General features: G+C 41.8%; 15 protein-coding genes. 11 read left to right on the plus strand and 4 right to left on the minus strand.

The genetic code is table 11. The features are described from left to right. The first annotated feature begins 14 nt into the window (after positions 1 to 14). The 5 genes from TY49_RS09180 to TY49_RS09200 all read left to right on the plus strand — a co-directional run bounded on the left by TY49_RS09180 (position 15) and on the right by TY49_RS09200 (position 7051). A complete protein-coding gene (locus tag TY49_RS09180) occupies positions 15 to 1139 on the plus strand; it encodes an N-acetyldiaminopimelate deacetylase (RefSeq protein ID WP_041965610.1) in 1125 nt (374 codons plus the stop codon). A 71-nt stretch (positions 1140 to 1210) separates the two neighbouring features. After that, positions 1211 to 1666, plus strand: coding sequence for a TlpA family protein disulfide reductase (locus tag TY49_RS09185; protein ID WP_041965611.1), 456 nt, complete (start codon positions 1211 to 1213; stop codon positions 1664 to 1666). Positions 1667 to 2236: 570 nt separating this feature from the next. Further along, on the plus strand, positions 2237 to 3985 hold the full coding sequence (locus TY49_RS09190; RefSeq protein ID WP_041965612.1) for an ABC transporter ATP-binding protein: 1749 nt from the start codon (positions 2237 to 2239) through the stop codon (positions 3983 to 3985). Between the two features lie 70 nt (positions 3986 to 4055). Next, positions 4056 to 5873: an ABC transporter ATP-binding protein gene (locus TY49_RS09195; protein WP_439646161.1), complete on the plus strand. Its 1818-nt coding sequence runs from the start codon at positions 4056 to 4058 to the stop codon at positions 5871 to 5873. 236 nt (positions 5874 to 6109) lie between these two features. After that, entirely contained in the window at positions 6110 to 7051 is a 942-nt protein-coding gene (locus TY49_RS09200) for a DUF4349 domain-containing protein (protein WP_232310424.1), read from the plus strand. A gap of 36 nt (positions 7052 to 7087) precedes the next feature. On the opposite strand, the gene rnjA is transcribed toward TY49_RS09200, so the two are convergent. Further along, positions 7088 to 8755: a ribonuclease J1 gene (gene rnjA / locus TY49_RS09205; RefSeq protein ID WP_041965614.1), complete on the minus strand. Its 1668-nt coding sequence runs from the start codon at positions 8753 to 8755 to the stop codon at positions 7088 to 7090. Between the two features lie 3 nt (positions 8756 to 8758). Beyond that, complete coding sequence (locus TY49_RS09210) at positions 8759 to 8971, minus strand: DNA-dependent RNA polymerase subunit epsilon (RefSeq protein ID WP_041965615.1); 213 nt, start codon at positions 8969 to 8971, stop codon at positions 8759 to 8761. Positions 8972 to 9670: 699 nt separating this feature from the next. Here TY49_RS09210 and TY49_RS09220 point away from each other — a divergent pair. Beyond that, positions 9671 to 10441 carry a Cof-type HAD-IIB family hydrolase gene (locus TY49_RS09220; RefSeq protein ID WP_041965617.1) on the plus strand — a complete coding sequence of 257 codons (771 nt, stop codon included), beginning with the start codon at positions 9671 to 9673 and terminating at the stop codon, positions 10439 to 10441. A 533-nt stretch (positions 10442 to 10974) separates the two neighbouring features. On the opposite strand, the gene def is transcribed toward TY49_RS09220, so the two are convergent. Together def and TY49_RS24225 are read right to left on the minus strand one after the other, a co-directional pair. Beyond that, a complete protein-coding gene (gene def / locus TY49_RS09225; protein WP_041965618.1) occupies positions 10975 to 11529 on the minus strand; it encodes a peptide deformylase in 555 nt (184 codons plus the stop codon). Positions 11530 to 11789: 260 nt separating this feature from the next. After that, a complete protein-coding gene (locus tag TY49_RS24225) occupies positions 11790 to 11915 on the minus strand; it encodes a YjcZ family sporulation protein (protein WP_084135439.1) in 126 nt (41 codons plus the stop codon). A gap of 247 nt (positions 11916 to 12162) precedes the next feature. Between TY49_RS24225 and TY49_RS09230 the strand changes: the two genes are divergently transcribed. The 5 genes from TY49_RS09230 to lpdA form a co-directional block, all read left to right on the plus strand. Continuing rightward, complete coding sequence (locus tag TY49_RS09230; protein ID WP_041965619.1) at positions 12163 to 12837, plus strand: YkyA family protein; 675 nt, start codon at positions 12163 to 12165, stop codon at positions 12835 to 12837. A gap of 601 nt (positions 12838 to 13438) precedes the next feature. Further along, positions 13439 to 14554 (plus strand): pyruvate dehydrogenase (acetyl-transferring) E1 component subunit alpha, encoded by a 1116-nt coding sequence (gene pdhA / locus TY49_RS09235; RefSeq protein WP_041965620.1) that lies wholly within the window; start codon positions 13439 to 13441, stop codon positions 14552 to 14554. A 3-nt stretch (positions 14555 to 14557) separates the two neighbouring features. Beyond that, complete coding sequence (locus TY49_RS09240) at positions 14558 to 15535, plus strand: alpha-ketoacid dehydrogenase subunit beta (RefSeq protein WP_041965621.1); 978 nt, start codon at positions 14558 to 14560, stop codon at positions 15533 to 15535. Between the two features lie 52 nt (positions 15536 to 15587). Next, positions 15588 to 16955 carry a dihydrolipoamide acetyltransferase family protein gene (locus tag TY49_RS09245; protein ID WP_041965622.1) on the plus strand — a complete coding sequence of 456 codons (1368 nt, stop codon included), beginning with the start codon at positions 15588 to 15590 and terminating at the stop codon, positions 16953 to 16955. Positions 16956 to 16958: 3 nt separating this feature from the next. Then, positions 16959 to 18366: dihydrolipoyl dehydrogenase (gene lpdA, locus TY49_RS09250; protein WP_041965623.1), on the plus strand; the 1408-nt coding region annotated here is incomplete at its 3' end.

The following is an 18366-nucleotide window of genomic DNA, read 5'->3' on the forward strand; positions in this document are numbered from 1 at the left end:
AGGGAGAGAACTCTATGGATTCTACTACTTTCATAAAAATTAGAAGAGATTTGCATCAAATTCCTGAGCTGGGTTTCAAGGAGTTCAAAACTCAGGCATATCTCATTGATTATTTAAGCAGTCTCCCTCAGGACACCTTGGAAATCAAGACATGGAAGACTGGAATCTTTGTCAGAATCAAAGGAAGAAACCCAAAGAAGACGATTGGTTACAGAGCTGATATCGATGGTCTTCCGATCACGGAAGGAACTGGATTGGAATTCAAATCACTTCATGAAGGGCAAATGCATGCATGCGGTCATGACTTCCATATGTCCATTGCGCTTGGGTTGATTTCCTACTTCGTTACTCATCCGATTGATGATCATCTACTGTTCATTTTCCAGCCTGCCGAAGAAGGCCCAGGTGGTGCTGAGCCAATGCTTAAGACTGATATCATGCAGGAATGGAAGCCTGATATGATCATAGCTTTGCATATTGCACCAGAATATCCGGTTGGGACGATTGCAACAAAGGAGGGGCTGCTTTTTGCCAATACTTCCGAACTGTTCATTGATCTTGTGGGGAAGGGCGGGCATGCTGCTTATCCGCACCAGACTAATGATATGGTCGTTGCAGCTTGTGCTCTTGTGAACCAGCTTCAGTCTGTTGTTTCTAGGAATGTTGATCCACTTGACAGTGCTGTTGTTACAATCGGCAAAATCACCGGAGGCACGGTACAAAATATAATCGCTGAAGCAGCAAGGCTAGAAGGTACAATCCGCACTCTGTCTGTAGAATCAATGGCAAGAGTGAAGGAAAGGATTGAAGCACTCGTAAAAGGGATCGAAGTAGGCTATCAATGCAAGACTTCAATTGACTATGGAGCCATGTATCATCAAGTTTATAATAATGAAGAATTGGCACGTGACTTTATCGCCTTTGCTGAGGAAAGGGAAAATATCGACGTGATTGTTTGTAAAGAAGCAATGACTGGAGAAGACTTTGGTTATATGCTCAAACAGATTCCTGGCTTCATGTTCTGGCTCGGTGTTAATTCGGATCATGGGCTACATCATGCGAAGCTGGACCCAGATGAGGACGCCATCAAGACTGCGATTAACTTGCTGACAAAGTATATTGAGTACAAAAGCAACTAAACCCATGATATTTGTCAAACCCGGCTTTAAAGTGTCAGTGAAATTGACATTCCAAAAAAGAGGTGTTCGATATGAGATTGCGTCAACCTATGCCTGAAATATCCGGAGCCACTGAATGGCTAAATGGAGAGTTTACGAGGGATCAGCTGGTTGGTGAAAAGCCGACATTGATCCATTTTTGGTCGATCAGCTGCCATCTATGCAAGATAGCGATGCCATCGTTGAATGAACTTCGTGACAATTATAAAAATCGACTGAATGTGTTGGCTGTCCATATGCCCCGATCCGAAAAAGACATGAATATGGAAGAAATCAAACAAGTAGCAGCAGAACATCAGATTTCACAGCCCATCTTCATTGATGATGAGCATAAATTGACAGCTGCCTTTGAAAATCAGTACGTCCCTGCTTACTATCTTTTTGACAGAAACGGTCTGTTAAGGCATTTCCAGGCTGGCGGCAGCGGATTGAAGATGCTAGAAAAGCGCGTGGACAGGGTACTCGAAGAAATGGAAAATGAAGAATAAAGAAGAATTTCCGTAGTCTAACGGACACATGTATTCAGTAAGACCACGCGTTTGTCCGATAGAGCCCTTCTAATGGATACATTTCTTCATAAAGACTACGAGTTTTTCCGATAGAGAGCCTCTAATGGACACATTTCTTCATTAAGACTACGAGTTCGTCCGATAGAGAGCCTCTAATGGACACATTTCTTCATAAAGAGCAGCAGTTTGTCCGATAGAGCCCTTCTAACGGACACATTTCATAAAAGAAGCACCTCTTTGTCCGTTAGAGTAATTCTAACGGACATTTTTCTTGCTCACCATTGATTCTTACATCCATAACCAACAGTACTGCTTTTTTGCCCACTAATATCAGATAATTCACATATACAAAAAAATAAAAAAATTCTAACAAAGTACTGGAAAAATATTTCGAAACTCGATATATTAATGTATACGTGCTTTTTCTTTTTGTTAAGCTTTTCCAAAGGTTTTCGTAAAGTGTTGACTAATACAAGCCGCTTTTCGAAAAAGAAACAAAAGCACTCTCGCCAAAAAAAGAATCTTTAATTTTCCAAAGGGGGGAAATGAATGGAGACATTCAAAAAATTAAAGGAATATTATTGGCCTTTTAAAAATTACTTTATATGGTCCATATTATTTATGTTGATTGTAACAGCGATTACAGTAGTTTACCCAATGATCCTGCAGCTTACAATTGACGAAGCGGTCATTGGAGGACGGTATGAGCTTATTCCGCTGCTGGCTGCCGGATTTGTCGGATCGATGGTCGTGAAAGGAATCTGTACCTATATTTATCAATATACAGGGGACCTGTTCGGGATTCATTCTGTCTATAAGCTGAGAAACTCTCTTTATGAAAAGTTACAGTTCCTTTCATTCCGATATTACGACAATGCGAAGACAGGGGATTTAATGTCGAGGCTTACTGCTGATGTAGAAGGCTTCCGCTTCTTCCTAAGCTTTGGCTTCTCAGAGTTGATTCGGTTTGTCCTCTTAATTGGTATTAGTTTTTCTGTCATGTTCTATTATTCTATTTCATTGACTTTTGTGACTCTCGCGACTCTGCCTTTCCTTGCGGTAGTTGTATATAAGTTTGACAGGGCAGTCCATCCAGCGTTCAGGGGCATCCGGAAATCGTTTGGGAAGCTGAATACTAAGGTTCAGGAGAATATAAGCGGGATCAACACTGTAAAATCTCTATCTCGCGAAGATTATGAGATTGGCAGATTCAATGCATCAAATGGAAATTATAAAGATCAATATTTATTCACTTCGGAAATTTGGGCGAAGTATTTTCCGTTAATGGAGTTTTTGGGGAACCTGAGTGTCGTCCTGCTTTTAGGATACGGTGGTTTCCTGGTCATGAATGAATCCTTGCTTCCAGGGGAGTTAGTGGCTTTCTACAGCCTCGTTTGGTACATCATGTGGCCAATCATGAACCTGGGATTTGTTGTGAACCTATTTTCTCAATCTAAAGCATCTGGAGAAAGATTGTTGGAGATTCTTGAAGCTGATGAGGAAATCGAAGAGAAGCGTGGTGCACTGCAAGTTGAAAAGCTTTCAGGAGACGTAGAATTCAATGATGTAACACTCCGGTATGGAGATGATGAAAATGAAGCTTTATATAATATTACCTTTAAAGCGCGGCCTGGGCAGACCATTGGGTTGATCGGATCGACTGGTTCAGGTAAAACAAGCATTACCCAGCTGATGACAAGATTTTACGAGCCAGTCGCTGGCCAGGTCCTGATTGATGGGGTGGATATAAAAGATTATTCAATTCGGTCACTCCGCAGCAATATAGGGATTGTCCTCCAGGAATCTTTCCTGTTTTCTTCTTCTATCAAAGCTAATATTTCTTATGGCAATCCTGACGCTACAATGGAGGAAGTTATTGCTGCCGCAAAACGGGCCCAGGCACATAGTTTCATTATGGAGCTGCCGGATGGATACGATACAATTTTGGGAGAAAGAGGTATGGGGCTCTCTGGGGGGCAAAAGCAAAGAATCGCGATTGCCAGGGCGATTTGTGTCAATCCAAGTGTTTTAATTCTTGATGATGCCACAAGTGCAGTAGATATGGAAACTGAATTCATGATTCAACAAGCTTTACTGGAAGTCATGAAGGGACGTACGACCTTCATCATTGCACACCGTATTTCTTCCCTGAAGCATGCGGATGAGATTCTCGTGCTTGAAAATGGGTCAATTGCTGAGCGAGGAACCCATGAACAACTGATCAAGAATGGCGGAACATATCAAAAAATCTATGATATTCAATTCAAGGACCGAGAAAAGGTTTCGCAAACTGGTTGAAAAAAATCGGAATGATGATTTTTTTGGTCATAGCACCAACTAACTACAAATGTACAGGGGGGGGAAGGTTTTGAGCAGGAAAAGCAACTCTGAAGTATTAAAAAGATTTCATTATTCTACTGATCAGGTCATTGATAAGCCTTTTAACTGGAAACAGATGTCAAGGCTTTTCGGTTATATGCTGCCATACAAAAAGAATCTTGTTCCGCTTTCGATTGCTATGGTATTAATCACGACAGCGGTCAGGCTTGCCATCCCAATCCTGATTGGGATCTACACGCTTGACAGAGCTGTTAAAAACAAGGATGCTACTATGCTGTTATGGCTGGTCGCTCTAATCGCGGGGCTATATTCAGCTTCCTATATCGCAAATATTTTTCGGATCCGCTGGATGAACCAATTGGGGCAAAATGTGATATATGATTTGCGCAAACACTTATTCACACATGTGCAAAATCTCTCCCATCGCTTTTTTGACCAGCGTTCAGCTGGATCCATACTTGTGCGGATTATGAATGATATCAATTCCCTCCAGGAATTGTTCACAAACGGTGTCATCAACTTATTGATGGATATCGTTCTGCTGATTGGTATTTTCTTTATCTTGTTCTCGTTAAGCCCGCAGCTTACACTGGCAATCATGATTATTTTACCGATCATGTTCTTGATTTCAACAAAGCTGAGGAAAAATATCAGACGCTCCTGGCAGGATGTTCGCATGAAACAATCCAAGTTAAATTCCCACCTGAATGAAAGTATCCAGGGAATTAGGGTTACACAATCTTTTACTCAGGAAAAGGAAAACATGGCGTTTTTTGATGGAGTCAACGATGAGACCTTCCAAAGCTGGAAGTCGGCTTCACAGAAAAATGCGATGTTCCGTCCGATGGTTGAACTGACCAACGCGCTTGGAACGGCTGTCTTGATTTGGTATGGAGCGAGTTTAATCCAAAATGGAACAATCTCAATTGGTGTATTCGTCTCCTTTGCCTTCTATCTTGGTATGTTCTGGGAACCAATCTCAAGACTGGGTCAGGTGTATAACCAGTTATTGATGGGGATGGCTTCATCGGAACGTATCTTTGAATTTCTTGATGAAAAGCCAATTGTTTCTGAGGCAGATCATCCGGTTGAGCTTGAGGATATGCGCGGTGAAATTAAATTTGAAAAAGTGGTCTTTTCATACGATGACAAGCGTACAGCGCTTAAGGGGATCAACCTCGAAATGAAGGCTGGACAGACGGTCGCCCTCGTTGGTCATACAGGATCAGGAAAGACGACAATCGCCAATTTGATCAGCCGGTTCTATGATCCTACTTCGGGCAGGGTATTGGTTGATGGTCATGACCTAAAAGAAGTTTCCATAGGCAGCCTTAGGAAGCATATCAGTATCGTCTTGCAGGACACCTTTATTTTTTCTGGAACGATCTACGATAATATTCTGTTCGGCAGGCCGGATGCTACAGAGGAAGATGTAATAGCTGCCGCAGAAGCTGTAGGAGCAGCCGAATTCATTAAGAAGCTGCCTCATGGATATAAAACAGAAGTGGAAGAAAGGGGTAATATCCTTTCAGTAGGTGAAAGACAGCTGCTTTCCTTCGCCAGGGCATTGTTAGCCAATCCAAGAATCCTGATCATGGATGAAGCGACGGCAAGCATCGACACAGAAACGGAAATGAAAATCCAAAAGGCATTAAAAACCCTGCTGAAAGGCAGAACGGCAATTATCATAGCTCACAGACTGTCAACCATCAGGGAAGCGGATAACATCTTCGTGCTAGAGAATGGTATGATCATCGAGCAAGGTAATCATGCTCAACTTATGGAGCTCGAGGGAGAATATCATGACCTCGTCAAAGCACAATTCAATATGCTAGATGCAGTGTAAATGTAGAAAGCCTTCTTCGTGAAGGCTTTTTTTTTGATTAAATTAGGAGCAATTCTGAGTCGTGACAGAAAGGAGAATATGTGTCCGAGATGAGAGCAACTATGGTATTTCGGTCACAAGTGATGCCAACATGTGACTAAGAAGGGAGGGGCTACCACTTTCTTCAGGCAACCTGTAACTTTTTAACAGAGTTACCGTCATATTCATAAATAGAAGTGTTTCAAGGGGGCTTTTCATTGTTAAAGAAGGTATCTTTTATGGTTTTTTTGTTTGTTTTCCTACTTGCCGGCTGCAGCGGAGGCATATCACAGGAAGATAGTAAAATGAGTGCTGATGGTGACATGAATTCTAGCATGGAAAATGTTAGTGAAGATGAGATTGGTTTTTCAGAATCTGATAAAGCTGATTCCGGGGAGGATGCAAAAGCAGAGGGTCAAGCCAGCCAAGAGTTAGATGAAGGTGCTGCTCAGCGGATGGTCATCTATAATGCCGAAATGGATATCAGAGTGGACAACTTTGAAAAAGCGCGCAATGCTCTAGAACAGAAAGCAAAAGCGTACAATGGATATATTGTACAGTCAAATTCAAATCGTTATGATGGCGAGCAGCAAAGTGGCACGATGACGTTCAGAATTCCCCAAGAGCATTTTAATGCGTTTTTGAATGATGCTGAAGGTCTTTCAGTTCAAGTTAATAATCGCCACGTAAGCGGGCAGGACGTTACAGAGGAGTATGTTGACCTGGAATCTCGGTTGAAATCAAAGAAGGCAGTTGAAGCGAGGCTGCTCGATTTCATGAAGCAAGCGCAAAAGACTGAAGATCTATTAAAAATCTCATCCGACTTAGCAGATGTCCAGGAACAGATTGAACAAATAGAGGGCAGAAAGAAGTTCCTAGAAAACCAGACAGCACTTTCGACTGTAACCATCATCCTGCAGGAAAATGAAGTGCCAGTCCCTAAAATAGATAATGACAGCCTGAACACCTGGCAGAAAATAAAGAAGCAATTTGCTGATAATATTAACATCTTGCTGGCAGCAGGTTCAGGAATTGTTGTGTTCCTGATTGGAAACCTTCCAATCCTTTTAATAGTAGGAGTAATTGTTGCTGTTATCATATTCTTTATTAGAAGGAAGGCAGGAACAAAACAAAACAGCAATATTGATTCAAATAGCTAACAAAAAAACCGTTGCGACAATCGCAACGGTTTTTGCTTATACTTCCATGATGATCGGCAGGATCATTGGACGACGTTTTGTTTTTTCATAAAGGAAAGGTGCAAGAGTATCATTGATTTCGTTTTTGATTTCTGACCACTGAGTTGTTTTTCTTTCCATAACTTTATTCAAGTGCTTATTGATTAAGCTCTGGGCATCATTGATCAAGTCACCGGACTCTCTCATGTAGACAAATCCACGTGAGATCAGGTCTGGACCTGCTGCAATTTTAAATTCCTTCATATTGATGCTTACCACAACAACTACAAGGCCTTCTTCGGAAAGGATTCGGCGGTCGCGAAGAACGATGTTTCCGATATCGCCAACCCCGCTTCCATCAATGTAAACATTGCCGGAAGGAATCTTGCCAGCGACGCTAACTTCATTATCGCCAAGAGCAAGTACTTCACCGTTATCCATAATGAAGCAGTTCTCTTCAGGAACTCCACAATCAGTAGCGAGTTTCGAATGCATCTTCTGCATGCGGTACTCACCATGGATCGGCATGAAGTATTTTGGTTTGATCAGGCGAAGCATCAATTTCTGTTCTTCCTGGCCACCATGACCAGAAGTATGGATGTCATTCAATGATCCATGGATAACATCAGCACCTGCGCGGGAAAGCATGTTGATGGTCCTGTTAACGCTTATAGTGTTACCCGGGATTGGTGAAGACGAGAATACAACTGTATCGCCAGGCTGAATTTGGATTTGGCGGTGTGTACCATTCGCAATCCTAGATAGAGCAGCCATTGGCTCGCCCTGGCTTCCAGTACAAAGTATTGTAACCTGGTTAGCAGGGAGTCTGTTGATTTGCTGCGCCTCAATGAATGTATCCTTTGGCGCATTGATATAGCCTAGTTCTTGGCCGATATTGATAGCCGATTCCATGCTACGCCCGAATACGGCAACTTTTCTACCGTTAGCAACTGCTGCTTCTACAACCTGCTGCAAACGATGGATATTGGATGCAAAAGTAGCGAAGATGATCCGCCCATCCACTTTTCGGAAAATATCATGAATGCTTTCGCCAACACGGCGCTCAGACATCGTGAAATGAGGAACTTCGGCATTTGTGCTGTCCGATAGCAAGCAAAGGACACCTTCTTTGCCGATTTCAGCCATTTTGGTTAAATTGGCTGGCTCACCTACTGGTGTAAAGTCAAACTTGAAATCGCCAGTGTGGACGATTTGCCCAGGAGGCGTTTTCACTACGACACCATATGAATCAGGGATACTGTGTGTAGTCCTGAAGAAAGTGACTGATGTTTTACGGAACTTGATGATATCGTCCTCTTTAATTTCGATCAGCTTGGCTTTTCGCAACAGTCCATGTTCTTCAAGCTTGTTTCTGATCAGGCCAAGTGCAAGTTTGCCGCCATAAATAGGGACATTGATTTCACGCAGCAAATAAGGAATGCCGCCGATGTGGTCTTCATGGCCATGTGTAATGAAAAGGCCTTTGATTTTGTCTTCATTTTTTACCAAGTACGAATAGTCAGGGATAACATAATCGATGCCGAGCAATTCATCCTCTGGGAATTTTATGCCGGCATCGATCAAGATGATTTCATCCTGAAACTGCACCCCGTAGGTGTTCTTACCGATTTCGCCTAATCCACCGAGCGCGAAGACGGCTGTTTGGTCATTTTTAACGAATTTCATAAATTATTCGATCTCCAATACTTCAAAGTCTTCTTTTTGCTTCTCGTACTCAAAATAGTTACCATCAACTGCCTCGACATATTCAATATTATATTGGCGGTCAGCTATTTTTGTCCGTACATCTCTCTCAGAGTCACCTTTTACATAGATGGTTTGCGTTTTCTCGCGAACTGGTACTTGCTTGTTTGATTCCTGGAAGTAAACTTTAAAAATCATTAAAAATCTCTCTCCTTAAATTAACTTTTTCTATTTTATAGGCAATTTTCGATGAAACGTTTTGCAGGTTTATGCGATTCCCAGTCTGGAATATCTTAAGGTAAACGAACTCAAATAAGTAGGTAAAGCATAATTCTGTCAAAACAATATTCGAAATCAGCCTTATATAAAAATTAACAATGTTACCATTGTTATTATCCATCCTGCCGTGTTTTCCGCTATTAACCAATTTACAATAAGGAAGGAGCCCTTCGCAAGTTTGAAGGGCTCAAAAAGTTAAGCGATTGTTTTTTTTCGAAGCAAATCTTTCCACTGTTTTAAAAGCTTCTTTCTTAGCTTCTTTAACATAGTGGATCATCTCCTTAGTTCTTATTTTAAACTATCCTTGTCCAAAGTAAAGTAAACAAGGAAAAGTTTAGCAAAGATTATTTTTCAAATTCCTATCTTTTTGTTTATATTATATGATGAAATAGCAAATTTTTTCATGGTTATTGATGGAATGACATAAATTGTCATTGTTTTGACACAGTTTTTCATTTCTTATTTCTGTACACGCACCAGTGAATTTGTTAGACTACCGTGATTACTGCATATAAATCAAATGGTTGCTTTCTTTTTGTTTTCAACAAATATTATGAAAAGAGCCTTTGGGGAAAAAATAAGAAAATACTTTCAAGAAAAGCATCAAAGGAGAAGATCATGAGTAAAATTGTATTTTTTGATATTGATGGTACATTGCTGGACCATGATAAAAACCTGCCGGCCTCTGCTAAAGAGGCGATCGAAACATTGAAGGAAAATGGAGTTTTCGTAGCCATTGCTACAGGACGAGCTCCGTTCATGTTCGAGAGCCTTAGAAAAGAGCTGGAGATTGATTCATTTGTGAGTTTCAACGGACAATATGTTGTATTTGAAGGGGAGCCAATCTACCAAAATCCTTTGAATAGTAAAAAGATAGAAGAAATATATCAAGAAGCATCTGATAAGGGACATCCAGTCGTATTTATGAACCACAAGACGATGAAATCGTCAGTGAAGCACCATAATTACATTGAAACAAGCCTTGGAGGTCTGAAGTTTGCCCATCCAGAACATGATGACCGTTTTTATGTAGACCGAGAGCTCTATCAAACACTTTTGTTCTGTGAAGAAGGGCAAGAAGAGTATTACCGGGAGACTTATCCCGAATTCACTTTTATCAGGTGGCATCCATTTTCAGTGGACATTCTCCCTGCAGGAGGGTCTAAGGCGGAGGGTATAAAGAAGATGGTGGATCGATTAGGTTTCAAGCCGGAAGATGTGTACGCTTTTGGTGATGGGCTGAATGATCTTGAAATGCTAAAGGCAGTTGGCACTGGGGTAGCCATGGGGAATGCCGTTCCAGAACTGAAGGAACTGGCGAATAAAGTAACCCGAGATGTAGATGACGATGGTATCTGGCATGGATTGAAAGAGCTGAAGTTGATTTAGATCAAAGCCATTCGAGACTAATTGAAACAGATTTGATGTGAAATGCCTGATGATGTTCTGTAGTGGTAGTTATTATGACAGGACCGTAATTCAGACAGGTTAGCCGTGAAAAGACGAAAAGCTGTCATGAAACCGTGGGAATTATGACAGGTTGAAGGGGTAAAAACAGAAAAGCTGTCAAGATTATCCCGGAATTATGACAGGCTCAAGCCCATTGAGCGAAAAGCTGTCAAGAAAAGACCGTAATTCAGACAGGTTGGCCATGAAAAGGCGAAAAGCTGTCAAGAAACCGTGGGAATTATGACAGGTTGAAGGGGTAAAACAGAAAAGCTGTCAAGATTATCCCGGAATTATGACAGGCTCAAGCCCATTGAGCGAAAAGCTGTCAAGAAATGACCGTAATTCAGACAGGTTTAGATGGTGAAACCGATAACCTGTCATAAATGAACTCCGATTTAGCCAAAGCATACAATATTAGTATTTGGTAAGGTAGTTGAAGCCACAAAAAAGCCGAATCACTCAGGATTCGGCTTTTATCTTTCAACTGGTTTTGCATCGGGAACTTCGGCGTATGGATCTTGTTTATTAATGTGGTCGTAAAACATTATGCCATTCAAATGATCGATTTCATGCTGGAATACAATCGCTGGCAGGCCTTTCAGGCGAAGCTTGACTTCGTTTCCTTCAAGGTCTACCCCTTTTACGGTTACTCTGGCATATCTCGGCACAAAACCAGGGATCGACTCATCAACTGAAAGGCAACCTTCACCAGCTGCAAGATAGGAACGTTCCACCGAATGGCTGATGATTTTTGGGTTGAAGAGGGCGTGGCTTAGTAAATTATCTTTTTCATCTGTTACATGAACAGCAATCATTCTCTTCGATACATTTATCTGTGGTGCGGCAAGACCGATTCCGGGACGGAGCCCATGTTTTTGGGCAACTTCAGGGTCCTGGCTGTTTTTAACATATTCAATCAGGCTTTCAAGTACTGCCTTATCTTCTTGTGAAGGGGGCATAGGAACTTCTTCCGCGACTTTTCGGAGCACGGGATGTCCATCACGGACGATATCATTCATCGTCAACATTAACTTCACCTCTAGTATGTAATAATGTTAAGTCTAACAAATGAACAGTAAAAAGTTAACTAGAAATGTTAAAAGAGAGAGGGACTAGCCCTCCCTCTTTCCTAACTGCATAAGAAAGCATTTATCACTAAGATTAGTGTCCAGCTCCAGCGCCTAGCCCCTCGAGACGCTTCGGTCCTTCCAATGAAGTCAAAGAGCGACTTCACTGGTAGGCCCTCCAGCGCTTGTTGGGGCTGACCAAGGCGCTTACGCTTTTCTAATTAAAACTTCCAGCAGGCGCAGCCAACAATGATCAGCAGGATGAACAACACGACAATCAAAGCGAATCCATTGCCATATCCTGCTCCTGCCACGGGATAACCACATCCATATCCGTAACCGTGCATTAGGAAACCTCCTCAATTGTATTTTTCGCCCGTAAATCGGTCGATTGCTATAGCCTATGCACAAGAAAATATTAAGTGTAGGCTTAAGCCCAGAGCATAAACACACTGAGGAGTGAATATATTTAGGGTAAGGACAAGCAGTTACCACATCCAGGTTGAACAATTATTTCCGCAAAATTTCATATCTATTGTCAAATCACGTCGCAATCGCTATAGTAAAATTGGTATCAATGAGGAGGTTATTATTTTGTCCATAATCAAAAAAATAAGTTTAGCTATTATAATGATGGCTGGGGTTTTAAGTCTAGCTGGGTGTCTGGACAAGCAATCACCAGAGGAGAAAATGTTTGAAGCGCTTGAGAAGGTCGTTTCGATTGAAAAAGGTTTTGAGGATCAGCAGGATCCGCTTGTAGAGTTGGAGAAGAAGGAAAAGGAAATTTACGAGCAAATTATTTCACTTGGAATGAAAGAATATGACCAAATTGTTAAGCTGGCAGATGAGGCATTGGCTATAGCTGACAAACGTGCAGAACATATTGATAAAGAAAAAGAAAGTATAGATGAATCTGAAAAAGAGTTTGGAAATGTAGACAAAATCATCGACGAAATAGATGACTCAAACCTGAAGAAACAGGCAACTGAACTGCAGGCGACTATGAAAGAAAGATATGAAATTCATGACAAGCTTTATGAAAACTACAAACAAGGTCTCCAATATGACAAAGAGCTTTATGAAATGCTTAAAGATAAGGAACTAAGCTTTGAGAAACTAGAAGAACAAATCAATAAAGTGAATGAAGTATATGAAATTGTCTTGAATAACAATAAAGAATTCAATGAAAAGACTGACCAGTATAATCAAGAAAAAATGGGTTTTTACAAAAAAGCTGGAATAGAAGTTAGCACGGATAAGGAAAAGTAATAAGTGACATGTAAAGCCGCTTTTTAAGAGCGGCTTTTTGTTTTGTGCTTGAAGAGGAAGGCGCAACGGAGTTTAAGGACCTGATAAAGGTTTATGCCTGCAACTGGGAGTACAAGCCGTTTGAACCCACTTCACAGCACTAATACAGTTTGAATTGAAAGTAATTTATTATAGTACAGTAATTAATAAATAGTGATACAGTTACTTTTTTGAGATAATAACATACCGATAGTGAATAAAATTAAAAAAGATGAAACATAGTATTTGACGGACTTATTTTAGTGTTGTAAACTAAAAAACGAATGAGCGGATTGTATTAATCCATTTGTATTTTTCACTGATACAGTATTTTTGGCATAAGAATGGTGAAATAAAAGTTTTTTTATAGTAAATCTGTGGAAAACTAAAGAATGGTGTGTTCAAATGGTGATCCAAGCAATAGTTTATTGAAAAACTTCTTGATTCATTATTGATTGGCCAAAAAAACAATCCAGCTCTGACATGTATTTATAAACCCGGGGAAGTTTATCCTGATATTGGGTAACCTATTTTTGTATATTCAATTAAAATTTATGAAGTATGAAAGGAAGAGGTGGCTCTGATGGCATCTAAAACAAAAAATAACACTTTTGATGCAGTGAAGCAGCTCGAAAATGTTGAAAGCCAATTTGAAATGTTCCAGATTTTGAATGAAGAGGGCGAAGTCGTAAATGAAGCGGCAATGCCTGAGCTTTCGGACGAGCAATTACAAGAATTAATGAAGCGTATGGTTTATACAAGGATTCTGGACCAGCGTTCAATTTCATTGAACCGCCAGGGACGACTAGGATTCTATGCTCCTACAGCAGGACAGGAAGCTTCCCAGCTTGCATCTCAATTTGCACTTGAGAAAGAAGACTTTATCCTTCCAGGATATCGCGATGTTCCTCAAATGATCTGGCATGGACTTCCGCTTACGCAAGCATTCTTATTCTCACGCGGACACTTCAAGGGTAATCAGATTCCTGAAGGTGTAAATGTTATTTCACCACAGATCATCATCGGTGCCCAATACATTCAGGCTGCTGGAGTAGCGCTTGGCATGAAGAAGCGCGGTGCCAAGTCTGTTGCGGTAACTTATACAGGAGATGGCGGTGCATCTCAAGGTGACTTCTATGAAGGAATCAATTTTGCAGGTGCATACAAAGCGCCAGCAATCTTCTTCGTTCAAAATAACCGTTTTGCTATTTCAACTCCTGTTGAAAAGCAATCTGCTGCTAAGACAATTGCTCAAAAAGCAGTTGCAGCTGGTATTCCTGGAATCCAGGTTGACGGAATGGACCCACTTGCAGTATACGCTGCAACACTTGATGCACGTAAACGCGCAATCAACGGTGAAGGCCCAACATTGATCGAAACAATGACTTACCGTTATGGTCCACATACAATGGCTGGTGATGATCCAACTCGGTACCGTACAGCAGATTTGGACAATGAATGGGAAAAGAAAGATCCATTAGTACGTTTCCGTAAGTTCTTGGAAAAGAAAAACCTATGGACTGAAGATATGGAAAACGAAACAATCGAAAAAGCAAAAGAAGAAATCAAAAACGCTATCAAAGAAGCGGATGATACTCCGAAGCAAAAAGTAACGGACCTAATGGAAATCATGTATGAAGAAATGCCAGACTACTTAAAAGAACAGTATGAAATATATAAAGAGAAGGAGTCGAAGTAAGCCATGGCTCAAATGACAATGATTCAAGCAATTACAGACGCTCTTCGCGTAGAGATGAAGAACGATCCAAACGTACTTGTATTCGGGGAAGATGTTGGCGTCAACGGCGGTGTATTCCGTGCAACTGAAGGCCTCCAAAATGAATTCGGTGAAGACCGTGTATTTGATACACCACTAGCGGAATCAGGGATCGGAGGTTTGGCAATTGGTCTTGCGCTACAAGGTTACCGTCCTGTTCCTGAAATACAATTCTTCGGCTTTGTTTTCGAAGTTATGGATTCTATTGCAGGACAAATGGCTCGTATGCGTTATCGTTCAGGCGGCCGCTATAGCTCACCAGTAACAATCCGTTCACCATTTGGCGGAGGCGTACATACTCCAGAGATGCACGCTGACAGCCTTGAAGGAATGGTTGCACAGCAGCCTGGCCTAAAGGTCGTTATCCCATCAACTCCATATGATGCAAAAGGATTGTTGATTTCATCTATCCGCGATAACGATCCAGTCATTTTCCTTGAGCACATGAAGCTTTACCGCTCTTTCCGACAGGAAGTACCGGAAGAAGAATATACAATTCCACTAGGAAAAGCAGATGTTAAGCGTGAAGGAAAAGACCTTTCAATCATCACTTATGGTGCAATGGTTCACGAATCACTAAAGGCAGCTGAAGAGCTTGAAAAAGAAGGCTACTCTGTAGAAGTAATCGACTTAAGAACAGTAATGCCTTTCGATATCGAAACAATCATCGCTTCTGTTGAAAAAACAGGAAGAGCGATTGTTGTGCAAGAAGCACAAAAACAAGCTGGTATGGCTGGACAGATTGTTGCAGAAATCAATGATCGTGCAATCCTTAGCCTCGAGGCACCTGTGTTGCGTGTAACAGCTCCAGATACAGTTTTCGCATTTTCTCAAGCAGAATCTGTATGGCTGCCTAACTACAAAGATGTAATTGCAACAGCTAAAAAGGTACTTACATTCTAAATAAACAGTGAAATTATAAAGGTTTGATAAAAACTTAGGAGGGTGAATTCCATTGGCATTCCAATTTAAGCTGCCAGACATCGGCGAAGGTATTCACGAAGGTGAAATAGTCAAGTGGTTCGTAAAGCCTGGCGATAAAGTTCAGGAAGACGATGTACTATGCGAAGTGCAAAATGACAAAGCGGTTGTTGAAATTCCTTCACCTGTCGCTGGTACAGTCGAAGAAGTTTTAGTAGAAGAAGGAACAGTAGCAACAGTAGGACAGGTTCTTGTAACGTTCGATGCTCCAGGTTATGAGCACCTTAAGTTTAAAGGTGAAGAAGAAGATGCACCTGCTGAACAGCCTAAACAGGAAAAGACCGAAGCTCAGGTTCAGTCAACATTAGAAGCTGGACAAAAAATTGAAAAAGAAGCAGCAGATGCTCCTGCTCCTGCAGGTCAAACTGGTGCTGGCGCAGCGGCTGCACCACAAGCAGAGGTTGATCCTAACCGCCGAATCGTGGCAATGCCATCAGTCCGTAAATATGCTCGTGAAAAAGGCGTGGATATTCGTCAGGTTTCCGGTTCAGGCAAGAATGGCCGAATCGCAAAAGAAGATATCGATAGCTTCCTAAGCGGAGGTGCACCAACTGCTGCTCCGCAGGCAGATCAAGCACAGGCATCACAAACTGAAGAGGCACCTAAAGCTGCAGCGGCTCAGGCTATTCCAGAAGGACAATACCCTGAGACACGCGAAAAAATGAGCGGAATCAGAAAAGCGATTGCTAAGGCAATGGTTAACTCTAAGCATACAGCTCCTCACGTTACTTTAATGGACGAAGTGGACGTAGCGAAGCTTGTCGCCCATCGCAAGAAGTTCAAAGAAGTGGCTGCAGAAAAAGGAATCAAGCTTACATTCCTACCTTATGTGGTAAAAGCATTAACAAGTGCATTGCGTGAGTATCCTGCGCTGAATACATCTCTTGATGATGCAACAAGCGAAATCGTCCACAAGCACTATTATAATATTGGTATTGCAGCAGACACAGATAAAGGCTTGCTTGTTCCAGTCGTGAAGGACGCTGACCGTAAATCTGTATTCTCTATCTCTAATGAGATCAATGAACTTGCAGGAAAAGCTCGTGATGGCAAGCTTGCTCCAGATGAAATGAAAGGTGCTTCTTGCACAATCACTAACATCGGATCTGCTGGCGGACAATGGTTCACTCCGGTTATCAACCATCCGGAAGTCGCAATCCTTGGAATCGGCCGAATTGCAGAAAAGCCAGTAGTCAAGGATGGAGAAATTGTAGCTGCTCCTGTACTGGCGCTTTCCCTAAGCTTCGACCACCGTATGATTGACGGCGCTACTGCACAGCACGCTTTAAATCACATCAAGCGCCTGTTGAACGATCCAGAACTATTGTTAATGGAGGGGTAAAAAATGGTAGTAGGAGATTTTCCAATCGAAACTGATACTCTTGTCATTGGTGCCGGCCCTGGCGGATATGTGGCAGCGATTCGCGCTGCCCAGCTTGGCCAAAAAGTAACAATTGTAGAAAAAGCAACTCTTGGCGGAGTGTGTCTGAATGTGGGATGTATTCCTTCTAAAGCTTTGATCTCTGCAGGCCATAGATACGAAAACGCTCTGCATTCTGAAGACATGGGGATCAAAGCGGAAAACGTGACGCTTGATTTCTCTAAAGTTCAGGAGTTTAAGGCGGGAGTAGTAAAAAAACTAACTGGCGGAGTCGAAGGTCTATTGAAGGGAAATAAAATCGATATCGTAAGTGGTGAAGCTTATTTTGTCGATTCCAATACGATTCGTGTAATGGATGAAAATTCAGCCCAGACATATACTTTCAAAAATGCGATCATCGCTACTGGATCTCGTCCAATTGAGATTCCAGCTTTCAAATACTCTAAGCGCGTCCTTGATTCAACTGGAGCACTTAATCTTCAGGAGCTTCCAGAGAGCATCGTCGTTATTGGCGGAGGCTACATTGGAACTGAGCTAGGCGGAGCATACGCAAGCTTTGGCACTAAGGTGACAATTCTTGAAGGCGCAGACGAAATCCTTAATGGATTCGAAAAGCAAATGTCAGCTCTAGTAAAACGCAACCTGAAGAAGAAGGGTGCAGAAATCATCACTAAGGCACTTGCAAAGGGTGTCGAGGAGACTGAGTCTGGCGTAACAGTTGCGTATGAAGTAAACGGTGAAGAGAAGAAAATCGAAGCAGACTACGTATTTGTCATGGTAGGTAGAAAGCCTAACACTGACGAACTAGGACTTGAACAAGTTGGCATCGAGATGTCTGACCGTGGCGTAATCAAAATCGACAAACAGTGCCGTACAAGTGTAAGCAACATCTATGCGATTGGTGACATTGTTGAAGGACCGCCACTTGCACACAAAGCATCTTATGAAGGTAAAATTGCTGCTGAAGCAATCGCTGGACATCCTTCAGAGATCGACTACCTGGCAATCCCAGCAGTTGTATTCTCTGATCCAGAATTAGCATCAGTTGGTTATTCTGAAAAGGAAGCGAAAGATGCAGGCATCAATATTACAGCATCTAAATTCCCATTTGCTGCAAATGGCCGTGCACTATCACTTAATCAGACAGATGGCTTCTTGAAGCTGATCACTCGTAAAGAAGATGACATTGTCATCGGTGCTCAAATCGCTGGCCCGAATGCCTCTGATATGATCGCTGAGCTTGGTCTTGCAATTGAAGCAGGTATGACTGCTGAAGACCTGGCTATGACAATTCATGCTCACCCAACACTTGGTGAGATTACTATGGAAGCTGCAGAAGTAGCACTTGGAAATCCGATTCATATCGTAAAAT

The organism is Mesobacillus selenatarsenatis SF-1 (genome assembly GCF_000813125.1).
In the GTDB taxonomy this organism is placed as follows: Bacteria; Bacillota; Bacilli; order Bacillales; family Cytobacillaceae; genus Mesobacillus; species Mesobacillus selenatarsenatis.